At 34.0% G+C, this 20,800-nt stretch carries 31 protein-coding genes, 1 other RNA gene and 1 pseudogene; 11 read left to right on the top strand and 22 right to left on the bottom strand.

Going from position 1 to position 20,800, the window contains the following annotated elements; all coding sequences use genetic code 11:
* The 10 genes and pseudogenes from KQI94_RS16580 to KQI94_RS11550 all read right to left on the bottom strand — a co-directional run.
* The coding region (locus KQI94_RS16580) for an ArpU family phage packaging/lysis transcriptional regulator (RefSeq protein WP_275970753.1) at positions 1-146 on the bottom strand (146 nt) is incomplete at its 3' end.
* Positions 147-1,053: 907 nt separating this feature from the next.
* Positions 1,054-1,461, bottom strand: a pseudogene (locus KQI94_RS11590) (RusA family crossover junction endodeoxyribonuclease).
* On the bottom strand, positions 1,461-2,411 hold the full coding sequence (locus KQI94_RS11585) for a phage replisome organizer N-terminal domain-containing protein (protein WP_002389931.1): 951 nt from the start codon (positions 2,409-2,411) through the stop codon (positions 1,461-1,463). The pseudogene KQI94_RS11590 and the gene KQI94_RS11585 overlap by 1 nt, the downstream one beginning before the upstream one ends.
* Positions 2,412-3,092: a putative HNHc nuclease gene (locus KQI94_RS11580; RefSeq protein ID WP_002369045.1), complete on the bottom strand. Its 681-nt coding sequence runs from the start codon at positions 3,090-3,092 to the stop codon at positions 2,412-2,414.
* Positions 3,089-4,027: a DUF1351 domain-containing protein gene (locus KQI94_RS11575; RefSeq protein WP_002389933.1), complete on the bottom strand. Its 939-nt coding sequence runs from the start codon at positions 4,025-4,027 to the stop codon at positions 3,089-3,091. The genes KQI94_RS11580 and KQI94_RS11575 overlap by 4 nt, the downstream gene beginning before the upstream one ends.
* Positions 4,012-4,689: an ERF family protein gene (locus KQI94_RS11570; RefSeq protein ID WP_002369043.1), complete on the bottom strand. Its 678-nt coding sequence runs from the start codon at positions 4,687-4,689 to the stop codon at positions 4,012-4,014. The genes KQI94_RS11575 and KQI94_RS11570 overlap by 16 nt, the downstream gene beginning before the upstream one ends.
* Positions 4,682-4,927: a hypothetical protein gene (locus KQI94_RS11565; RefSeq protein ID WP_002369042.1), complete on the bottom strand. Its 246-nt coding sequence runs from the start codon at positions 4,925-4,927 to the stop codon at positions 4,682-4,684. The genes KQI94_RS11570 and KQI94_RS11565 overlap by 8 nt, the downstream gene beginning before the upstream one ends.
* A 56-nt stretch (positions 4,928-4,983) precedes the next feature.
* The gene (locus KQI94_RS11560) at positions 4,984-5,139 is read right to left on the bottom strand and encodes a hypothetical protein (protein ID WP_002369041.1); all 156 of its coding nucleotides are present in this window, start codon (positions 5,137-5,139) and stop codon (positions 4,984-4,986) included.
* A gap of 107 nt (positions 5,140-5,246) precedes the next feature.
* A complete protein-coding gene (locus KQI94_RS11555; RefSeq protein ID WP_002369040.1) occupies positions 5,247-5,420 on the bottom strand; it encodes a hypothetical protein in 174 nt (57 codons plus the stop codon).
* 11 nt (positions 5,421-5,431) lie between these two features.
* A complete protein-coding gene (locus KQI94_RS11550; protein ID WP_002369038.1) occupies positions 5,432-5,617 on the bottom strand; it encodes a hypothetical protein in 186 nt (61 codons plus the stop codon).
* Between the two features lie 181 nt (positions 5,618-5,798).
* On the opposite strand from KQI94_RS11550, the gene KQI94_RS11545 reads away from it, so the two are divergent.
* Positions 5,799-6,290, top strand: coding sequence for a hypothetical protein (locus KQI94_RS11545; RefSeq protein WP_002369036.1), 492 nt, complete (start codon positions 5,799-5,801; stop codon positions 6,288-6,290).
* Here KQI94_RS11545 and KQI94_RS11540 read toward each other — a convergent pair.
* The 5 genes from KQI94_RS11540 to KQI94_RS11520 are packed head-to-tail and all read right to left on the bottom strand — an operon-like array spanning position 6,277 to position 8,150.
* Positions 6,277-6,510, bottom strand: coding sequence for a hypothetical protein (locus KQI94_RS11540; RefSeq protein ID WP_002369035.1), 234 nt, complete (start codon positions 6,508-6,510; stop codon positions 6,277-6,279). The genes KQI94_RS11545 and KQI94_RS11540 overlap by 14 nt on opposite strands.
* Positions 6,511-6,523: 13 nt before the next feature.
* Positions 6,524-6,820, bottom strand: a complete 297-nt coding sequence (locus KQI94_RS11535; RefSeq protein ID WP_002369034.1) for a hypothetical protein — start codon at positions 6,818-6,820, stop codon at positions 6,524-6,526.
* Between the two features lies 1 nt (position 6,821).
* The gene (locus tag KQI94_RS11530; protein ID WP_002369033.1) at positions 6,822-7,577 is read right to left on the bottom strand and encodes a Rha family transcriptional regulator; all 756 of its coding nucleotides are present in this window, start codon (positions 7,575-7,577) and stop codon (positions 6,822-6,824) included.
* Positions 7,578-7,596: 19 nt separating this feature from the next.
* Positions 7,597-7,848 carry a hypothetical protein gene (locus tag KQI94_RS11525; protein ID WP_002369032.1) on the bottom strand — a complete coding sequence of 84 codons (252 nt, stop codon included), beginning with the start codon at positions 7,846-7,848 and terminating at the stop codon, positions 7,597-7,599.
* A 38-nt stretch (positions 7,849-7,886) separates the two neighbouring features.
* Entirely contained in the window at positions 7,887-8,150 is a 264-nt protein-coding gene (locus KQI94_RS11520) for a helix-turn-helix transcriptional regulator (protein WP_002369031.1), read from the bottom strand.
* A gap of 138 nt (positions 8,151-8,288) precedes the next feature.
* Here KQI94_RS11520 and KQI94_RS11515 point away from each other — a divergent pair, with 138 nt between their 5' ends.
* From KQI94_RS11515 to KQI94_RS11495, 5 genes are all read left to right on the top strand, one after another.
* Positions 8,289-8,813 carry a helix-turn-helix domain-containing protein gene (locus KQI94_RS11515; protein WP_002369030.1) on the top strand — a complete coding sequence of 175 codons (525 nt, stop codon included), beginning with the start codon at positions 8,289-8,291 and terminating at the stop codon, positions 8,811-8,813.
* Entirely contained in the window at positions 8,788-9,303 is a 516-nt protein-coding gene (locus KQI94_RS11510; RefSeq protein WP_002389937.1) for an ImmA/IrrE family metallo-endopeptidase, read from the top strand. Before KQI94_RS11515 ends, KQI94_RS11510 begins: the two co-directional genes overlap by 26 nt.
* A gap of 89 nt (positions 9,304-9,392) precedes the next feature.
* Positions 9,393-10,277, top strand: a complete 885-nt coding sequence (locus KQI94_RS11505; protein ID WP_002369027.1) for an Ltp family lipoprotein — start codon at positions 9,393-9,395, stop codon at positions 10,275-10,277.
* A 15-nt stretch (positions 10,278-10,292) separates the two neighbouring features.
* Entirely contained in the window at positions 10,293-10,493 is a 201-nt protein-coding gene (locus KQI94_RS11500) for a hypothetical protein (RefSeq protein WP_002389940.1), read from the top strand.
* A 67-nt stretch (positions 10,494-10,560) separates the two neighbouring features.
* Positions 10,561-11,697 carry a site-specific integrase gene (locus KQI94_RS11495; RefSeq protein ID WP_002369025.1) on the top strand — a complete coding sequence of 379 codons (1,137 nt, stop codon included), beginning with the start codon at positions 10,561-10,563 and terminating at the stop codon, positions 11,695-11,697.
* Between the two features lie 59 nt (positions 11,698-11,756).
* Here the strand turns inward: KQI94_RS11495 and ffs are convergent.
* An RNA gene (ffs, locus tag KQI94_RS11490) (signal recognition particle sRNA small type) lies at positions 11,757-11,853 on the bottom strand.
* Between the two features lie 37 nt (positions 11,854-11,890).
* Entirely contained in the window at positions 11,891-12,412 is a 522-nt protein-coding gene (gene tadA / locus KQI94_RS11485) for a tRNA adenosine(34) deaminase TadA (RefSeq protein ID WP_002369024.1), read from the bottom strand.
* A 77-nt stretch (positions 12,413-12,489) separates the two neighbouring features.
* Between tadA and KQI94_RS11480 the strand changes: the two genes are divergently transcribed.
* Positions 12,490-13,341, top strand: a complete 852-nt coding sequence (locus tag KQI94_RS11480) for a helix-turn-helix domain-containing protein (protein WP_002383772.1) — start codon at positions 12,490-12,492, stop codon at positions 13,339-13,341.
* A 56-nt stretch (positions 13,342-13,397) separates the two neighbouring features.
* The gene (locus KQI94_RS11475; RefSeq protein ID WP_002369023.1) at positions 13,398-14,243 is read left to right on the top strand and encodes a PhzF family phenazine biosynthesis protein; all 846 of its coding nucleotides are present in this window, start codon (positions 13,398-13,400) and stop codon (positions 14,241-14,243) included.
* Between the two features lie 26 nt (positions 14,244-14,269).
* On the opposite strand, the gene KQI94_RS11470 is transcribed toward KQI94_RS11475, so the two are convergent.
* Both KQI94_RS11470 and KQI94_RS11465 read right to left on the bottom strand, forming a co-directional pair.
* Complete coding sequence (locus KQI94_RS11470) at positions 14,270-14,608, bottom strand: hypothetical protein (RefSeq protein WP_002356871.1); 339 nt, start codon at positions 14,606-14,608, stop codon at positions 14,270-14,272.
* Between the two features lie 83 nt (positions 14,609-14,691).
* Positions 14,692-15,396: a zinc metallopeptidase gene (locus tag KQI94_RS11465; protein ID WP_002384290.1), complete on the bottom strand. Its 705-nt coding sequence runs from the start codon at positions 15,394-15,396 to the stop codon at positions 14,692-14,694.
* Between the two features lie 198 nt (positions 15,397-15,594).
* On the opposite strand from KQI94_RS11465, the gene KQI94_RS11460 reads away from it, so the two are divergent.
* Entirely contained in the window at positions 15,595-15,948 is a 354-nt protein-coding gene (locus KQI94_RS11460) for a YxeA family protein (RefSeq protein WP_002387247.1), read from the top strand.
* A gap of 37 nt (positions 15,949-15,985) precedes the next feature.
* Here the strand turns inward: KQI94_RS11460 and KQI94_RS11455 are convergent, their stop codons facing one another.
* Together KQI94_RS11455 and treP are read right to left on the bottom strand one after the other, a co-directional pair.
* Entirely contained in the window at positions 15,986-16,990 is a 1,005-nt protein-coding gene (locus KQI94_RS11455) for a nucleoid-associated protein (RefSeq protein WP_002389942.1), read from the bottom strand.
* A gap of 127 nt (positions 16,991-17,117) precedes the next feature.
* The gene (treP, locus tag KQI94_RS11450) at positions 17,118-18,584 is read right to left on the bottom strand and encodes a PTS system trehalose-specific EIIBC component (protein WP_002383776.1); all 1,467 of its coding nucleotides are present in this window, start codon (positions 18,582-18,584) and stop codon (positions 17,118-17,120) included.
* 211 nt (positions 18,585-18,795) lie between these two features.
* Here treP and KQI94_RS11445 point away from each other — a divergent pair, with 211 nt between their 5' ends.
* Entirely contained in the window at positions 18,796-19,176 is a 381-nt protein-coding gene (locus KQI94_RS11445) for a VOC family protein (RefSeq protein WP_002356864.1), read from the top strand.
* Between the two features lie 21 nt (positions 19,177-19,197).
* Positions 19,198-19,680 carry an SRPBCC family protein gene (locus tag KQI94_RS11440; protein ID WP_002369019.1) on the top strand — a complete coding sequence of 161 codons (483 nt, stop codon included), beginning with the start codon at positions 19,198-19,200 and terminating at the stop codon, positions 19,678-19,680.
* 43 nt (positions 19,681-19,723) lie between these two features.
* Here KQI94_RS11440 and KQI94_RS11435 read toward each other — a convergent pair.
* On the bottom strand, positions 19,724-20,800 hold a 1,077-nt coding region (locus KQI94_RS11435), incomplete at its 5' end, for an FUSC family protein (protein WP_253296173.1).

Here is a 20,800-nt window from a genome sequence, read left to right as displayed (position 1 = left end):
CTTTTAGGCATATCTGTAATAATTGGTGATTTTAAATCTATCAAAGAGCGACCAGCTATTCGCTCTAAACGTCTAAAGTTCTTCAACACATTTCTGGCATTCGCTTTTGTTTGTCGAAAATCTACTTCTCTTAGCAATTTAATCAAGTGAAATCGCTCCTTTTGTGGTATAATAATTTATAATAAACATATCATCATTTAAGAGTTGCTTAGCGGAAACTAAGTAGCTTTTTTTATTTATCCAAATATATATAAGTAATGCTTATCCTTTGCTCATCAGCGACTCTATATGATATAAATTATACTAAGAATACTATTCCAATAGCTATTCACTTCTCAGCCAGTCGGCGGAAACCGACTGGCTATTTATTTATCAAAATATTCATCACTCATACATGTTTGTAGTCAACAAATTATTGGTTGACTATAAAGAAAACAATAATAATTCTACAATATTTTACAATCTTCCATTCGTCATCTTTCACATCATCTTTATTCATTTGCTATTTTCCATCTAATAAATATTTTTGGCATAGAAAGTATTTTCAAATCTATTTTTCAATGGTATAATCACTTTAACTTTCTTGGGGATTTTATTTATGAAATAAATTTCCTCCTTTTCTACATTAACTTCTGGTAAACAGTTAATAGTAGTACACGTCTCTGCAAGAGATTTATTGTCGATTTTTAATCGGCTTTTTAATAGCACTTTATTTGGGGAAAGTGCTAACTCACACCTAAAGAACAACTGGCGGAAAACAGTTGTTTCTACCACATAAGTCAGCTAGTGGTCAGCTGGCTTTTTTTGTTGCCTTAAATTTCATAGTAATGTATTATTAATTGTCTCTATCTTAGATGAAAATGTATCTATAACTAGCTAGCGGAAACTAGTTAGTTTTTTTATACTATTTTTTGTTGGTTTTAAAACTACTTAGCCTTTTTATATAAATGTGAACGTCGAATAATTGAATATTAAATTCTTTAAATTTAAGCATCTTCTTTACTCGCTTTCTAACCGAATAATTCTCTTTGATCTGTTTACCCGTTTTACCCACTACACTTGTTCCTCCAAACTTGTAATTTCTAGTTCTGTTCGTGGTCGTATACTGTACAACTTTTGACAAACATCGTTTTTATATAAAATACCTTCGGCAGCATCAGTGACTGCTTTGAAATAATTATCCAAGTCAGGTTTCTTATCGCAATATTTCCACTATAATTCCACTTCTAAGCGTTTCTTTTTAGAACTTAATAGAGATTTAGGGGCAGCGATGTAAAACGTAATATGCGTAAAAATAGCCCCTTTTTCAATCAATTCTGGTTTTGTCTTTCGTAGATACGCTTTTACCTTTTGTTTATAGGCTCTCATAGCGCTATCTTCATAGGTTTGGACATAATTCCCACGCCTTGCAAACCTCGGGCGACTTTGTGGCTTTGGTTCAATTGGTAGGATAATTCGCATTATTTTCCCTCCAAGTATTCTTTTATTTGTCTATCAAGTTCAGCTTGCTCTTCTGGCGATAGCTTTTCTTCTTGCTGATTATTTGGTTCTTTTGCCCATTCTGGTAAATTTTCAGTCCTAACGTTTTGACGTTGGTAAGCCGCTCGTTGTTGACCACGTTCTTTTTCATTCTTGATTTCAAATTTTAGTTTTTCAAACTGTGTTCTTAGTTTAGAAGCACTTCTAATGTTTCCAAACCAGAATGAATTAGTCGGTAACCAATCAAGAACATAGTCAATTGCTGCAATAGTTTGTTGATCTCGTTCTTCGATTAGCCTAAACGTGTCAGCCCACTTTTCAATGTTCACTCTTTTCATTTCACTCGGAAAATCATTGATTAAATTATTTTGTAATTTTTGAGCAAGACGTAAATGTTCGTCAGAATATTTACAAGGAGATTTCTTTGGCTCTTCTTTATTATCTTTCTCTATACTCTTATCTCTATACTCTAACTCTATACTCTGGGCGACATTTTCAGGACATTCAGAGGACAATTTAGGGACATTGTCCACCTTTGACCTTTGCAAGCGTTTTTGTTTGGCTGCTTCTGTCTCAGATCCAACTAGTTCATTAAGTTGATTGATATATATTTCACCAGTATCGAGCAACTGTATTAGTCCTATTTTCTTAAATAAATCCATCGCAACTTTTACAGTGTCGACGGTGGAATTTGTGACCCTAGCGAGTGTCTCGGCATCGTAAGGGATTAACATGCTGCCAACGTTCCTTACTAACACCCCATCAGTTTTTAAAGATTTCAAACATAATTTTAGGTATATTAAGCAGTACTCTTTTCCGTTGGGTTGTTCTTCTAACCATTCGATTGTGTCTTCTTCAAAAAAGTTTTCTTTCAATTTAAGCCAGTAATAACGCTTTTTCTGTTTATCTGACAACGTATGCCCTCCTTCCATTTAAACTCCAATATGCAATTTCTTTATTGTTTCTTGATTTAATTTAATCCCTTTAACATGATATTTTTTCTTAAATGCTGTAATACCAATGTTGTGTTTTTCTGTGTGATGGCATCGACATAAACCAGCGTAAGTGTATTCTGTATGGTCAACGCTTTTTCTTTTGCGTCGACCTAGCGCTTTATCGAAATGGTCAATATCTGCACCAGTTTTGCCACAAATACAACAAACTCGGTTAGTGATACATTTATAAAAGTAATATTCTTGATTTGCTGGTAAAATGTCGTACCCTTTTTTGAAAGGAATATTATTTTCAAAGATGAAATTCAAGATAATGTTCGCTAAAATGGTTGCATCGTCCATTGTGTTCGTTGAGTCGTTTCTGAGGCTAATTTCATAGCCTTGTAACGCTTCAAACCTGAGATAGAACATTTCCTTTAACACTTCCGTTTCTTGCCCTGTGAAAGAGAATATGTCCTCTAGCATTGCAAAGATAAATCGACGTTGGGCAACACTAAATTTTCTCGGATCAATAAATCTTATTTCAACTTCTCTTGGCCCTGTATAATCAAAATACATGGTTTTTAATCGTTCAATATTTATTGCTTCGTTTATTACTGCTGTTATTGAGTTGTTTTTCAAACTCTTAATAACAGCAGAATAAACATTGTTTAGGTTCATTCAATCACTTCCACTTGAATCCCGTTATTAATAATAAAATTGTTTAGAGCAACTAACTTTTGATGCTCTGCTGTTAGTCTTAACGTAACTGTTTTCTCTTGTTGTTTTTTGCTGGTTTTTGGCGCTTTTTCCGTGATGATTTCACCTGTCGCAGTGTCAACCGTTTTATTGTTGATTGTTTCAGTTTTCAAAGCAGCAATGGCTTCGTCGTGTTCCCTTTTTGCTCTTTCACGTTCTTCTTGTTCTTTTTTTAAAGCAACGGCGGAATCAATTTCTTTTATCAGTTCTGGTGCAGTAGACCCTTTATCGATTAATGCGACCCAAGAAAACGAGTCAAGGCCAACTGCCTTAGCATAATTTTCAACAATGAGCTTATCGTTTTTGATACGCTCTTTTTCCTTTGCTGCTGAATACATTACTGTTGCGATGTCTTCAATAGTTTTTTTGGTTAATTCACCTTTAGCAGTGAAAGATGTTTTATTTAACCATGAATCCGAAATTTCAAATTCATTGATATCAACACCATAGTTTTCAGACATTTCAGCAATTACTTCTTGAAGCTTTTCGTTTCGTTTATTGCGTTCGGTTTCTTCATAAGACTTAATATTTTCATCGATGCTTGAGCGCACTAGATTGATTTTACCAGTATATTTTTTTATTTTGTCCTCGAATTTTTTTAAAGGTTCACTGTATTCTTTTTTTATATTTTTTCGTTGGTTTTCTAGTAAATCAGATACTTTTTTCAAATCTGCTCTAGCTTTTTTTGCGTCGGGAATATTCTCATCTGTAAAAATCATTGTTGAATAATGTTCAACAGCACTGTCGACAATCGAAGCTAGCTGCACTTCGTTTTGAATGGTAATTTCACTGGCTTTAAAATCAACACTAAACTGCAATTCTGTTGTTAATTCGTTTGTCATTAGTTTTGCCCCCATGTAATGTTTTCTTCTGGTTGTGGTTGGAATTGTTGTATCCATTGCTTCAGAACTTCCATAGCTTTCTTGAACATGCTAGCTGGCATATTTTCATTGACATCTACATTCAATTCTTTACTTAGCTCATTCCGCACATAGTCAAGTTCAGAATTCGATAACTCAGAAAGTTGTCGGATATGATCGTTTAACGTAGCTAACTGTTTACCGCTAATCAAATCAACTTTTGAAGTATCGCTGTTCTTTTCAGCTGCTGTTTGTCCATCATCGTCTTTATCTGCTGCAATTCCAAACGCTGCCGAAAGCGAGTAACGTCTTGCGTATGTCGTTAAACTTCCTAGCCCTTGTGGATTAGTGTCACTATTTGGGAATTCAAATGGACCATGAATGATATACTGCCCGCTTATGTGAGTGATAATTGTTGTGACTTTTAACGCATTATTTTCATTGACAACATTTTGTTGGAAATCAATTCCAATTTCAGATTCTTGTGCAGCTTTTCTAATTGCTTCTTCAATTGCTTTAAGAGTTGCATATTGGAAATTCATTCCACCTTTTTTCGTTGAGTATGCCACTTCTGCGTCAAATTTTGGTTGGATTAATTTGCTTTTCAGCTTATACATCCCATCAAAAAGTTTTTCTAAATTTTCACTGTAATTATTCATTTTGTTCCTCCTCTTTCAACAACGAAAGAACTTTTTCTAGCCCTTCAATTAATTCAACTTTTTTAAAATAAGCACTTTCATCTAAACTTTCGAATACTGATCTAACTTCTTCATCTTCGCTATCTTGGTAAACAGCAACATGATTATTAATAGCATCCTTTTCAAAAATCAGTGATCCATAAGGTGAATGATTATCAATTAAGACAATTCTTTGCATTGAATCCACTTCCACTCTCATGCTATAATTCTCCTATCAATTAATTTTGTTTGTGACTTTTTGCTTGCCGGCGGAAGTCACTTTTTTGTTTCTTGGATAAATAACGCTTCTGGAAATACTGCCTTATTTATCGCAGTGTCTGGATATTTTTCTTTCAGATTTTGAAATACCAGGGCTTTCGTTTTCTCGACAACATAAATTTTTAAACTATCTTTGCCAACCGCTTGAAACATCTAAATCCCTCTTCTCTCTTTTTGTTGCGCTATATATATCTGATTTTTTTGTTGCCGGTACCATAAATCAGCAAGTTTTTTGGTTTGCTGTAGTTTTTCTTTCCTTGTCATTTATTTACCTCTCTATCTTCAAGAGCTAAGTCATAAAATAATGTCCAAATAATGAACAATCCAATATACACATTTTGGATGATTGGATTAAAGTTTCCACCCACTAGCAGACCCAATCCGAAAACAATAAGCAGTACTGCAATTCTTCTTAAGTTATAAATTTTTCTCATTTCATTTCTCCTTAAATATGCATTCTATTTTGAATCTCTAAGTATCTTAAAAATTCGAGTTCTTTTTCAATTTGATAGGCTTTTCCTTCTGTTAGTTGCTCTGACTTTCTAAGTGCTGCTCGGTCGTCTTGTAGCTGTTTCCGCTCTTTTTTGATTTGGTTGAGTATCCAGCTTTCTTGTTCTATTGTATAAGCCATGTTGACACTCCTAACTTTGTTTGACTCCGATGAGACGTTCAGCCAGTTCTTTGTATGGGTCTGTGATATTCCGTTCCTTTAAAGATTCATGATATTTATCTTGGATATTTTCTTTAGACATTTAAAATCCTCCTTTGGTTATAATCTTTGATATAATTAGTTATGAAAGTGAGGTGATAATATGAATTTAAGCCAAGTACAAGCCGTATACTACCTTCTTTATGCGATGCAGTTTAAAGATAATGAAAAGAAAGAATTTTCTCTGGTTGTGAATTACAAAGGAAAACTTTTAACTGCTGAATTCTTGCCGTTGAATGACAGTAAAACGCATATTTCATTAGAAGAATTTGACTATGACTTTGATATTCAGAAAAAAACGATTAATGGTTGTTTAGCTACAGAACTCTTTTCAATTTGGAGAAGTTCTGTAGAAAGTCGTATATTTTCTACAAAACAAGCTTTTTCGCGTCCAGATTTACTACTAAAAAAAGTGCTTGATTTTGTTTCTGAAAACAGTTTGAAGTTCGAATCACAGAAACCTGTAACTACCCTAGTAAAAAATGTACATTTCCTAGAAAGTGGAACAAGACTAGACTCTATGTTGCTAGCTGATGACAACTTCGAAGTTTTATCAATTGAACTCAATAACAATGCTAAATTTATCGGATACTAATAAAATTTGATTCATATTGAAGCTTGTTATATGCCCATTGGAGACTTGCGTATGCGTCATCATACGTTAAGTCTCTATTTTTTAGTTCATCTAAAATTATTTTCCCAGCTTTTTCAGCTTCTTTTGAGAAACCAAATTTTTCAACGTCATTATTTCGCTTAAATTTTGATAAGTAATGTTCTTTTGTTTCGTCATATTTTGTTTTTTTTTCGTTATTCATTTTAAATTCCCTCCTATTCGATACCTAATATGCTACTTAACATATCTACTTTTTGATAAATAAGGTCTTGATAATCTTCAATCCCAAAATCAGCACTTGGGGTAATTTCTAGTAACTCCCGAATTTCATTAATAACACTTTTTACTGTCGGTTCTTCAGGAGCAATACCTTCGTATTCCATTTGTTCCTGCAACGTGTAGTAAACATCTTTTAATTTTTGCCCTTCCAGATTTACCAATTGGTTAGCTGATTCTTCAGAAATGATAGTACTTAAAAAGTTCCCTAATGCTCGTTTTTCTTCAATATCCATCCTAATTCTCCTTCCAGATTCCGTATTTAATGGCAAAATCTTTAACAACCGCTAAATAGATTTCTTTTAATCGTTTGTCACTATCGATCACATCTAATTTATTCATTTTGTCCCGCTTAGATTTGGAAACACCCTCACCAGCCATGCGGTTTTTTAAATTGGTTAAACGTGTTTTCAACGATGAGCCAGCTCGACGATCTACTTCGTCATAAATCGCTGTCTGTATTTCTTGATAAGCACCAAACTCGCCTTGTGTTTTTGCCATCTTGTTAACCAAGCTACGGCATTCTTTACGCCAATCAGTTGTATTTAAAGCGATAATATCCGTGATGTTATCCACCTTATGTTCAAGACGTTTGTTCGCGATTTCTTGTTTTGCGAGTGATTGGACTACGCTATTCATGAATTGTAGTTCTGGACTTAAAGTTGACGTGTCTAATTGTTCCTTGATGTGATTTTCCATTTGATTAAAAGCCTCAATATATTTCATTTTGAACTGCAATGCCTTTTGACCAGTGAACCCCATTGCTAACAAAGTGAAGCCGTCGCGATTCATAACAACTTGGCGATAGGATTGTTTGTTTTGTGGATGAATGTAGGTATCTTCGTAAAATAGGTCTGCGTAATTTTCCGCAACCCCCTCTTTTAAATCATCAATTGCTGCTAAAACATCTCGGTGATTTTTATTGAATGTCTCTGCAATTTGTAAACTACTTGTTACTGCTTGTTCATTTTTCATAATTACTAAGTCTGCCATTTTCTTCCTCCTGTAACGTTTATTTGTTTCGCTTATACTTGTTTTTTTCCCGCCAAACCAAAAATTCATCAAATTTCTGAATATGAATAATTGGCATGCATGATGTAACGAGTCTATAACCATCTTTAAAATCATTATGTTCCTTAAACTCTCTCAGCAGTTTTTGAAATGTTGGTTTGTGATGCTGATAGCCAAAATAAATAATTGCTTCATCTTTTGCCATCCACGCTTGCTGTACTTCGATAGTCTTTGCTAGTGTGATTTGTGACATTTCTTTTATTACCTCCTTTTTATTTGTTGCTTGAATTTTTAAGTTAACTGCTTATTTTTAAAGGTTAAAATAATAGACTTTTTCTTTTCTTCCAAATGTACGAAATTTTCGTATTCATTGCCTAAAAAAATATCATCATATTTTACGGCAAAGGCATCCATATATTTTTTTAGTAAACTATCTTTTATATTGGATGAATCTTTTTCCATATTTTGAATAGTTCTAGAAGTCACTTTAAACAAGTCAGCCAATTCTTCTTGAGTCAACCCATACTCAACTCTTAATTCTTTTAATGTTTTCATATCTAATCCCTCCTTTCTATGCTATAACTATAATACGATTTTTTCGTATTGTCAATAATAAAATTCGTTTTTTTCGTATTTATATATTTACATCCTTACGATTTTTTCGTATAATATGAAATATAAGGAGGTGTTATCGTGGAAGACAAACAACGTAATAAGATAATAGCAACTAACATAAAAAAGTATCTTAAAGAAAGTAATATTACACAAAAAAAATTAGCTGAAGAAATCGGAATATCTCCATCAACAATGAGCGATTATATGAATCTTAGGTCAAACCCTTCTCATGGTGTAATCCAAAGAATAGCTGATTATTTTAAAATCAAAAAAAGTGATATCGATACTACTTACAAAGAAAACAGTGACCCTTCATCTCTAGAATCTATTTATAATATTCTAGAGCCAGAAAGACAAAAAATTGTATATGAGACTGCTAAAGAGCAATTGGTGCAACAAAACAAAGCTTCTAATAATGTAGTTAACATTAACAAGAAAAAATACGATACTTTAGCTGCGCATTCACCAGATCCCAATAAAGTATTTACTGATGAAGAGAAATTTAAAATTAATCAATTTCTAGATAAAGTGGATGCTGATTATGATAAAAAGCAAAAAGAATGCAAACATCTTTTTGATGATGAATCAGATGATAAAGAATAATTTTCAGGAGTATTTTATGAACGAATATGAACTGTTGGTGTCAGAGGTACAGAAAAAAGCACCAGTTATTGAAACAGATTTGTTTCAATATACTGGATGCTATGGGTTGTACCGTGATGGTAGAATTTATATTGAAAAATCGTTGAGTCTAAGTGAAAAAAGAAATGTGCTAGCTGAAGAACTTGGTCACCATGATACTTCGTTTGGCGATATATTAAACCAGGATTGTTTAGAAAATCGCAAACAAGAACTAAAAGCTAGACAATATGCTTTAGAACAATTAGTCACTTTGGATGATTTAATTAAGTGTTCAGAATCAGGCTTCAGTAATCATTACACATGTGCTGAATTTTTAGGGGTAGACGTTGAAACGCTAAAAAATGTACTCGCCTATTATCGGCAAAAATTTGGTGATACCCATTTTTATAAAGGAAGAATTTTTGAGTTTAATGATTTATCAGTCATGATTTTAAATACAAATTTACAATAAAAAAGCCCCGTGCTACAACACGGAACTCTTTCCTCATTTATGAGAATTATTCAATAAATACATTATATCAGAAATGAGGAGTTTTAAAAATGAAAAAAAGGGTTATTTTAACTTCACTACTACTACCTATTATTTTTATATCAGGTTGTAGTGCCAGTGGTAACGATGATAAAACAAAAGAAGTGGAAACCCATGAAAAAAAACAAACTACCAAAATACCTGAAAATAAATTGGGAATAGATTCAAAAAAAATAATAGAATCTAATTTAAATGAATTGACCGAAAGTAAATATGAACTTACTAATAAGTATGATTCCTATCTGACATCAAAAAATCTAAAAGTTGAAATATTTAAAGAAAGTTTGTCACCGATTGCTTTTGCTTTGTTCACAAAAACCGATGAAAAACAGCCTTCTGCGCTAACCATTTTTTCTACTATGAGACTTGCAAATAGCGTAGTAGAAAAAAAGTTTGATGATTTAATTCTTGTTTTAGAAAATAGTATTCCAGATAATTCAAAAAAATATACTAGTAAATCTGAAAATTCAATAGATGATAATAAATTTGTCACTTTTGTTTTTAACAATGATTTAAATAGTAATGATTTAGACGAATTATTAGCAGATGTACTATCTGGTAAAGATAAAAAGGCGCAAGAAACAACTTCTTCTTCCTCACAATCTAGTAAAGTTCCTCTGGAATACACAAATGCAAAGATAAAAGCTGAAGAGTATATTAACCACAGCTCTTTTTCAAAAATTAGCTTATATAAACAACTTCAGTATGAAAAATTTTCTGATGAAGCAGCAAACTTTGCAGTAGAAAATATATCTACCAATTGGAATAAACAAGCAGTAAATAAGGCTAAAGAGTATATGGAAAGTATGGATATCTCTAAAGAAAAATTAAAAGACCAGTTGTTATATGAAGGTTTTACCGATTCGGAAATAACTTATGCCTTAAATAATATATAAAAGGACGTGTTTTACATGAAAGTAGGAATGCGTAAACCAAGTATAAAAAAATCAATAAGTGCTCGTACTACTGGAAAAGCTAAACGTAAGCTTAAAAAAGCAGTAATTCCTGGTTATGGGCAAAAAGGAACTGGTTTCATTAAGAACCCAAAGAAAGCTATGTATAATAAAGTATATAATAAAACAACTTTTAGCTTTTGGGATTTATTTAAGTAAAAGGAATGGCCTTTGGGCTTTTCTTTTTTCAATACTTGAGAACATACATTCGAAAGGAGTTTTAACATTGTGGATCGAGGAACTTCCTAATGGAAAATTTAAATACTTTGAGCGATATAAAGATCCATACACAGAAAAATATCGACGCGTTTCAGTTACACTTAATTCGAAGTCTAACCAAGCGAAAAAACAAGCGATGATGGAATTACAGGATAAGATTAATAATCGAATGGAGAAAAAAGAGCAAAAAAAAGTATCATTAGAGAATCTCTTAAATAGCTGGTGGCAACAACATCAATTATCTATTAGGAAAACATCAGTTAAAGCTTACGGAAAAATTTTAAAATATATATTTTCCAATATGAATGTTGATGTACTCATAAGAAACACAGATACAAAATTTTTCCAAGACTTTATTAATGATTTACCGCATTCGTGGGAGTATAAGAAAAAATTCAAAAGTGTGCTTAACATGTCCTTCACTTATGCACAAGACATGGGGATGATTGATGAAAATCCTATCAATAGAGTGAAAGTTGTTAAACCCCCACTAACAAAAGAAAATTTTGAAAATATAGAAAGTAAATACCTCGAAGAGAAAGAGGTTTATCAATTATTAAACTATTATTATTCTACATTTCAAAGTGTCCATCATGGTCGTTTAGCAGAGTTTATGTATTTAACTGGATTAAGAGCTGGTGAAGCAATTAGTCTTACTATAAATGATTATGTAAAAAATGAACATGCTATTTTAGTTAATGGGACTCTGGATTATTCTAATGGTTATAAAAACGCTACAAAAGAATTACCTAAAACTCTAGCATCATTCAGGAAAGTAGAATTATCAAATAGAGCTGTGAAAATAATCGAAGAGTTAATTTTAGAAAGAGAAATAAAATTCAAAGAGCAAACAAATTATCTATTTGTTGGCAAAACAGGCAGACCAATTCAAGTTAATTCATTTAATGCCTCTCTAAAGAAAGCTAATGAAAGTCTAGGTAAAAATAAAATAAACAAAACTATATCAAGTCATATTTTTAGACATTCTCATATTTCACTACTTGCAGAATTAAATGTACCAGTAAAAGCAATAATGGAACGTGTAGGCCACGTTGACACGGAAACAACTTTAAAAATTTATACTCATGTTACAAAAAAAGCTAAAACAAATCTGGTAGAAGCTCTAAATAAATATGGCAAGTAATTGCCCCTTTCGTGCCCCTTTTTTAATTCAAAACAAATAAAAAAAGGCTTAAAGCCTTTGATATCAACTATAATTCAGACACATGGCGGCACTTGCTTAGTGCTGCTTCCTTCCGGATCTGACACAATTCACTAGCCCGCCATTGTCCTAGCCTTTCGGCAAAACCTAGTATAACGTATTTTTATTCTTTTGACTAGTCTTTCTTTTGATTTTTTAAAAGTTTCTCTTCTTTTTTCTTTGCCCGTAACTTTTTAAAGAACTGAACTAGCAATAAGCGACACTCTTCTTCTAAAACGCCTGCTTCGACATAGGCCACATGATTGAAGCGTTCATCTTCTAATAAATTCATCAAAGTCCCAGCAGTGCCTGCTTTAGGATCAGTTGCGCCATAATAAACTTCTGGAATTCGTGCTAAAAGCATCGCCCCACTACACATTGGACAAGGCTCTAAAGTTACAAATAATTGGGTTTCTTCTAGACGCCAATTTTCTATCCCGCGACACGCTTCTTGGATTGCATACATTTCTGCATGCGCTGTTGCTTCTTGCCGTGCTTCTCTCAGATTATGCCCGCGGCCAATAATTTCCCCTTGCCGAACAATTACAGCTCCAATAGGCACCTCAGCCAAACCTTCTGCTTTTTTCGCTTCTGCAATGGCTTCTCGCATAAAAATTTCTTTTTCTTCTTGTGTTAACGTTGTTTCTTTTTTTCCCAATTAATTTCCACCTTTCGGCTTTTTCCCACTAAACTTCTGTCTTGCTTCATGGTACAATAAATCAGTGAGGTGTGTCTATGATTATTGAAAATTTATCTCAGCTTTATCCCAAAGGCTATTTATCAAAAACAATTGGTTCCGAAGCCACCTATTCAATTCCTGTTGACGACCAATTTTTCATTGTGAATAAAGCTTTCTTAAGCATTAAAGAACAGCATTTGTTGGAAGCGCTTTTCCCGATTTCTGAAAACCCAACCATTACTGGTAACCATCCTTGGTTCAGTTACTTATTTCAACAGGCAAAATTACCTGCCGAAGGGACCTTTCGTATGTTGCAAATTCAGACGAATGTCACAAAAGAATTACAAGCCGAATGGCAATTTAATTTAACAAAGATGTTTCCAGATACAGTTGATTGCTTCAGTCCAAGTAATAATATGTATATTTTAGTTGAAGAACAGTCAAAAAATACCTTTCAACAAGAAGAAATTCAAGGGATCTTTTTAACATTAGATACAGACTTTGATTGCACTAGTGCTGTATTTGTTGGCAATTTTTATTCCTCTGAAGACATTCTCCGGCGTTGTTTCCATGAAGAACAACGTATTTTTTCAGAAGAACTTAATTCCTCTAGTCGGACGACTGTTTTTAGTTTAACCGATGTCGCCCTCCACTATTTTACCAAAGAAGCCATGAGCCAAAATGTACTTGTTGAGTATTATCGTCGTTTATTAAATAAAGACACCGATATTCAGCCAATCATCAGCGCTTTGTGGAAAAATCAAGGCAATATCAGCTCCACTGCAAAAGATTTATTTATGCATCGAAATACTTTACACTATCGTTTGGAAAAGTTTTTTGAACAAACTGGCTTATCTTTAAAAAAAATGGATGATTTAATCTTTTGTTATTTGTTATTAAGAAAGTAGTACATCCGTTTTTTACTCGTATGTTTTTTATTCCCAATTAGAAAGTAGGCGTTCCAATGAAAATTACCGCATATGTCGCTAGTGCATTTAGTAAAAACCACGAAGGTGGCAACAAAGCAGGCGTTGTTTTTATGACACAGCCCTTAACGAGAACCCAAAAAATGGCCATCGCCAAAGAACTAGGATTTGCAGAAACTGCTTTTATTTCAGACTCAAAGGTTGCTGATTTCCGCCTTGAATATTTTACACCAAAAGAAGAAGTCGACTTGTGTGGCCACGCGACAATTGGCGCTTTCACCATTATGAAGCACTTAAATAAATTATTGCAAACAGCATATACAATCGAAACGAACAGCGGTTTGCTCGCAATCACGGCGAACGATGAACAACTATTTATGGAACAAACTGTCCCAACTTTTTATGATACGCTCATTTTAGAAGAATTGAGCGGCTGCTTTGATTTAAACGCAGTGGCAACTGCTTTTCCTATCCAGATTGTGTCAACGGGCCTAAAAGATATTTTGGTTCCCATTAAAAATGCGCAATTATTACAGGATTTACAACCAAACTTTGAAAAAATTAAGTTACTTAGTCAAAAGTATGGAGTTATTGGGATGCATCTTTTTGCTTTGTCTGAAGAAAATATCATTTGTAGGAATTTTGCGCCCCTTTATGACATCGATGAAGAAGCCGCTACTGGTACATCAAACGGTGCGTTAGCTTGTTATCTGCACCATCACCAAATTTTACAAAAAACCAATTACACTTTTGCCCAAGGTTATACCTTAAACGCTCCTTCAGAAGTCTTAGTGCGTTTGAACACTACACCTCAAAAGACAATTGATCAAGTTCTAGTTGGTGGCAGAGGCTATTATGTTGAAACAAAAGAATTATTTTTATAAAAAAAAGATGGCCTAGGCCATCTTTTTTACTTCATTGCATCTTCAATAAATGTGAAAAAGCGTTCTTTTAAAGAATCTGTATTGTCTTTAACTTTTTCGCCATATTCAGCTAATTTTGAACCGCCATCTTTCACACGATCAACAACATTTAAAACAGAATCTAATTCATCATCGGATAAATCATCGACAATCGATAATAATTTTTGGTTTCCATCAAATTTATCGTCTACAAACTTTTTAACTTTATAACGATTGGAAACATGAGATACCTTCTTAATAATTTTTTCAGAAGCGATAACTGCAACAGAGACACTTGCAACTGCAGCAATGCTTAAACCGATACCAATTTTTGTTGATGCTTTCATTTCCTTCAGCTCCTCTGTTATTTTCTACTTTAATCATAACATATTATTAATTTTATGCGTAATAGAAAGACCTTTACTAGCACTTAGTCTCGTCGGTTATTGCCACCAAATAAAATAACCAAACGTAAAAGTTGTAAAAAGGTCGAAAGCGCCGCTGCTACGTAGGTAAGTGCAGCTGCAAAAAGAACTTTTCTGGCCATTGGAACTTCTTCTTCTGTTAATAACCCACCTTCAGAAAGAATACTTAACGCACGTCTAGACGCATTAAACTCCACCGGTAAAGTCACCAATTGAAAAATCAAGGCTAATGAAAAAGCCAAAATTCCAATGTTGATTAATGTTTGATTCCAACTAAATAAAACACCAATCAAAATTAGTGGAAAGGAAATGGTTGAGCCAATGTTGGCAACTGGAACAATAGCTGCACGAAGACGTAAAGGCACATAGTTCGTATGATCTTGTACCGCATGTCCGCATTCATGAGCCGCCACGCCAATAGCCGCAACCGATGTCGATTGAGCAGTGGCTTCGGATAAGCTCAACATTTTGTTTCCAGAATTATAATTGTCAGTTAAATCACCAGCAATTTGCTGAACTCCAACATCATTAATTTGTTCTTTTTGTAAAATATATTGTGCTGCCTGCGTGCCTGTAACATGTTTACTGCTTCGTACTTGATCATATTTACGAAAGGTACTGTTAACATATGCGGAGGCCGCACCAGAAATCGCAATTCCGATAATTACCAATATATAGGTTGGATCGATTCCAAAATAAAAGGGCATCATTGTCCTCTACCTCCATCTTTTTTTCTTCATTGTAGCATGATAGTGAAAAAAAGGGAGCGACAAACGTTGTCTTTTGTTTAAAAAAATGATGAATTTTTCAAGAAAGTACCGAAACTAACAAAATTGTCACTCAATTAACGGAAAAAAATATGGCAAATTTCCTAAAAAAAAGGCATACTATTCCTTGAGGTGAGGAAAATGAAAACATTACTAAAAATATTAATTCCCATAGTCATTTTAGCCGGTGGTAGCTGGGGCGTTTATAATTACTATTACGGTGGAGAAGCCTATTATACACAAATCACAACATCTGGTGAAAAGAAAGATGAAAAAACAAATTCTGGTGAAGCAATGACCATTTATTACTATCAACAACCTGCGTTTAATAAAAACGGTGAAGAAAAAACCGTGGAATTAAACGAATCCCGTGATCAACCTTTGCGTATGAAAGCCTATCTAAAATTGAAAGTTAATCCCCGTAAAGGCGTGATCAGCTGGAATGAAGTGACAGAAAAAGAAGTCCCTGAAAAAGCTTTAGAAAAATTAAAATAAAGAAAAAACCGTTGGCAAGCGACCAACGGTTTTTTCTTTATAATTGATTACTAATTTTTTCGATATTTTTTAGCATGATGGACACTGTGCCATCTGGATTATTAACAAATTCAATTAAATCGCCATTGCGGTAAACATCTAACGGAACAATTAATTCAATACCGTTATCCATTTTTAACTTTTGTTTGCCAAATTTCTTTTCAGAAATTTCGCGAGATTCTCTGACTGGCGGTGTTTTGTCGACAAACTTCGACTCATTCACTTCTTCTTGGTAAGCTAATTTAGCTGATACATTTTCTTTAAACACTTGATCAGCAATTTGCTCATTGTCAATCGTTCCCGTTTCCTCAATGCTATCATATACCGCTTCTTTTACCGAAGCCATTAGTTCAAACTCATCTTCGTTAAATTTCTTTCCAATGCGTTTGACTGCCTTTTTAATTTCTTTGATATTTTCTTCCATGGAAGGTGCCGCTTGCGTCTCAATCACTTTTTCAGAGAAATACCAGATTTTTTCTCCTGAAAATTCATATCTTTTCTCTAGTAATTCAAACGCTAATGTATCTAAGTCAACCGTAATCCCTTCATCTGGTTTTTGTGATTTTGAAGACAAAATTGCTCGGTTGATAATCAGTTTGTTATAAACGGATTCTTCCTCATAGTCGACGTAATGCGTGTAACTTTCTTTATAGTTTAATTTAATCATTGCGACATGTAACACCGTATCTAATTCATATAAAATGAACAAAATATCAGCACTAGGCGCATCTTCGCTTCCTGAATAAACATCATACCAATGTTGGGTAACTTCTTGGCTTTTCTTCACAAAATCACTAGGAATCCCACGTAACGTATCAACAAAGGAACTATTTTCCGCCAATGTTCCAGTCTTTGTTTGTGCAGTCGAAAGTTTTGAAATTTTTGCAGTTAAATACGTTCGAATATACTCAGTCGTTAAATCTAGTTCCTTTTCAGAAAAAACCGGCGTCCCAGTTTCTCGATCAATAATGTGTAAAATTGCTTTTTTTAAATAAATATCCATTTTTACGCTCTCCTTTTCTCAACCTTTTTAGTCTAACTGAAAGAGAGAAAAAAGCCAATAGTTTCTATAAAAAGAAGAAGAATTCGTAGAAAAATGTCTACGAATTCTTCTTTACTTCAAAAAGCGATTACCCTTCTTCGCTGTATAACATCCCTGTTGCTTCATCAACTGGATCGACTTTATTAAAGATGCCTTTCTTTCTGAAAATATAAGTTAAGCCCATTGGTACGATAATGGCAATCACCATTGCGCCTAAAAACGGCAAGTAATATTGTGGCACAATAGATAAAATTCCTGGCAAGCCACCGACGCCGATACTTGTCGCACGAACGCCCATTAAAGTGGCAAACATTCCGGCCATTGCTGAACCAATCATGCCCGCAACAAATGGATAAACATATTTTAAGTTGATCCCAAACATCGCTGGTTCAGTCACACCTAGGTAACAAGAAATCATTGCTGGAATCGAAACTTGTTCTTCTTTTTTGTTTCCACGATGCATAAAGATAACTGCTAAAACCGCTGAACCTTGTGCAATATTTGATAGAGCAATCATTGGCCATAAGTTGGTTGACTGAAAGTCAGCAATCAACTGTAAATCAATAGCATTACTCATATGATGCAACCCAGTGATGACTAATGGTGCGTACATAAAGCCAAAGACGGCGCCAAATAACCAATTAAATGTTGACGTTAATCCTGCATTTACAATATCAGAAACCCAACTACCAATCGTCCAACCAATTGGTCCTAAAATGACATGTGCAGCCAATACTGTTGGTACTAAAGCAAACAATGGGACAAAAATCATTGAAATTGCTTGAGGAATCACTTTTCTAAAGAAAATTTCAAGATAGGCAAGCAAGAAGCCGGCTAACATGGCTGGGATAACTTGCGCTTGATAACCAATCATGTTAACTTGTGCAAACCCAAAATCCCAGAAAGGAATTTCTGCTGCTTTAGTCGTCGCAACTGAATAAGCATTCAGAAGTTGTGGTGAGACTAATGTAATCCCTAGGACAATCCCCAAAATTTGTGTGGTTCCCATTTTCTTCGTAATACTCCACGTAATCCCAACTGGCAAGAAGTGGAAAATTGCTTCGCCGATTAACCATAAGAATGAATTGACTCCATTCCAAAATTGAGAAACTTCCACGATTGTTTGACCATCAAGAAAGCCAAATGGAACCCCTTCCAAAATATTGCGGAACCCTAAAATCAATCCCCCGATAACAAGTGCAGGAATCAATGGTGTAAAAATCTCAGCTAAAACAGAAACAACTCGTTGAACAGGACTCAAATTACTTTTGGCAGCTGCTTTCCCTTCTTCTTTTGAAACTCCTTCTAAACCGGAAATTGCAGAAAAATCATTATAAAATTGTGGGACTTCATTCCCAATAATTACTTGAAACTGTCCAGCATTTGTAAAGGTTCCTTTTACAGAAGGAATATCTTCAATCACAGGTACATCCGCTTTTTTTGGATCTTTTAATACAAAACGCATTCGAGTTGCACAATGAGAAACAGCTGAAATATTTTCTTTGCCTCCTACTGCTTTCAACAACTGCTGTGCATCGCTTTGAAACTTACCCATTTTACATTCTCCTCTCAAACTTGTATATACAATTAAGTTGTATATACATCATACTTGATTATTCTTTTTTTGGCAAGCGCTTTCTTTCAAAAAAATAATTTTATTTTTTTACAAATCCCTTGTCTTTTCTTAAAGAGTCAAACAGAACGCTTTTTTAGCTGCTTCTTTATTGCTATACTACAGAGGGAAAAAACGAAAAGGAGTATGAAAAATGTTTTTTAAAGAAATTCATCACGTGGCAATCAATGCCTCAAATTATCAAGCAACTAAAAATTTTTATGTCGAAAAGTTGGGCTTTGAAGTTCTTCGCGAAAATCATCGTCCCGAAAAAAACGATATTAAATTAGATTTAAAATTAGGCAGCCAAGAATTGGAAATTTTTATTTCTGATCAATTTCCCGCTCGCCCCTCTTATCCTGAAGCTTTAGGATTACGTCATTTAGCTTTTAAAGTTGAACATATTGAAGAAGTGATTGCTTTTTTAAATGAACAAGGAATTGAAACAGAACCGCTACGAGTAGATGATTTTACGGGTGAAAAAATGACCTTCTTTTTTGATCCAGATGGACTACCTTTAGAACTTCATGAATAATAAATAAAGGAGAGAAACAAAATGAAAGATACCTTTCGCTTAGAAAACCAGACGATTTATTTTGGTACAGAACGGGCAATTTCAGCCAGCCCTCAAACGATTTGGCGCTACCTGACTGAGACAGACAAGCTAAAACAATGGTTTCCAGAATTAGAAATTGGTGAATTAGGTGTTAACGGGTTTTGGCGGTTTATTCTGCCCGATTTTGAAGAAACAATGTCTTTCACTGACTATGCAGAGGAAAAATATCTGGGCGTGACTTGGGATACTGGTGTCATCTATTTTGACTTAAAAGAACAAGCACCTCATCAGACCCTGTTAGTCTTTTCAGAATCTCTCCCAGAAAATTTTACAACACCTCGCCATAAAGATATCGCTGGTTGGTCAATTGTTCTCAACCGCTTGAAGCAAGTAGTTGAAACTCCTGATGCAGCACCAGAAAAAATAGATTTTCCGCAAATAGAAAATCATTACTTGGAAAAATTAACGAATTTAGAAAATTAAAAAGTGTGGCACAACGGGTAAATCACCCTCTGTGCCACACTTTTTAAAAACGTAAAATACGCTGATAAACAAATAAACCTAAATCAATTAAGCAAACAACAAAAATTGCCAATAATACAAAAGAGACACGCAACTCTGCGGCGTACATCCCTCGTAAACTAATTGTTGCCAAACATAACCCAAAAATCGTTGCCATTGTCACTTGTAACACGGTTCCTGGTTTTAGGGCATAAACAAAAATGCCAATCAAACTAGAAACAACGAGGTGTGTCAGTGGCAATTGAAGCCAATTGACAACAAACAGACTAAGGAAACATCCTAAAAGAGTCCCCAAAAAACGTGTCTTAATACGCGTGTTCATTTCTGCTTTCACTGGATGCAAGAGTAGAAAAACATTCATCGGAATCCAAATTATTTTAATGCCTCCTACACTCCACATTAAAATAAAACTCAGCGTAATGGTGAAACTCATACGAATAGCTAAACGAAATCGTTGCACCCTTTCGTCAGGACTTTCTAAAAATTGTTTGAAACTTGTAATCCCAAAAAAAGTCTGTTGTAAGTCGTGCCAGAAATTAATAACCGCCAATTTTTGTTGTTTCATATTTAATTGAATGCTTTTATGGCCTCTACTCTTTAAGCTGGTAAGCTGACTTAATCCTGTTTGCCACCAAGCGTTTAGTGTTAAAGCCAATAAAAAAAGACCAATTAAAAAGGCCACAACTTGAGATTGCATCAAAAATGTATTTCCTTTAACCTGGATTAACTGACAAAACGTAAACATCATCAAATAACTATGATACCGCATCGGTGTCGCAGATGAATAAAATAAATAAACAATTAAAAATGTCACACTACTATTTAAAATAATAGACCAGCTAAAGGAACTACTGGCTATAAATGCTAAAAAACTGATCACAAATTGCCTGATACTCATTTTGAGCAGCGCTACAAACGAATAATCTTTTTTATAGTTAATTTTAAACATAATAGTAAATACAGGCACCATAATTAAATAGCTTGGGGAAAATAAAAAATCCAATGTATAAAAACTAACCAAAAAAAAGGCGATGACTGGGAAAATGGCCCAAACATACGCAAAAAATTGCTGACTTTTTGT

Source organism: Enterococcus sp. S183_ASV_20, from assembly GCF_018919685.1.
GTDB classification, from domain to species: Bacteria; Bacillota; Bacilli; order Lactobacillales; family Enterococcaceae; genus Enterococcus; species Enterococcus faecalis.
The sequence above is the reverse complement of the archived record's forward strand: the minus strand, read 5'-3'. Positions and strand labels throughout refer to the sequence as shown.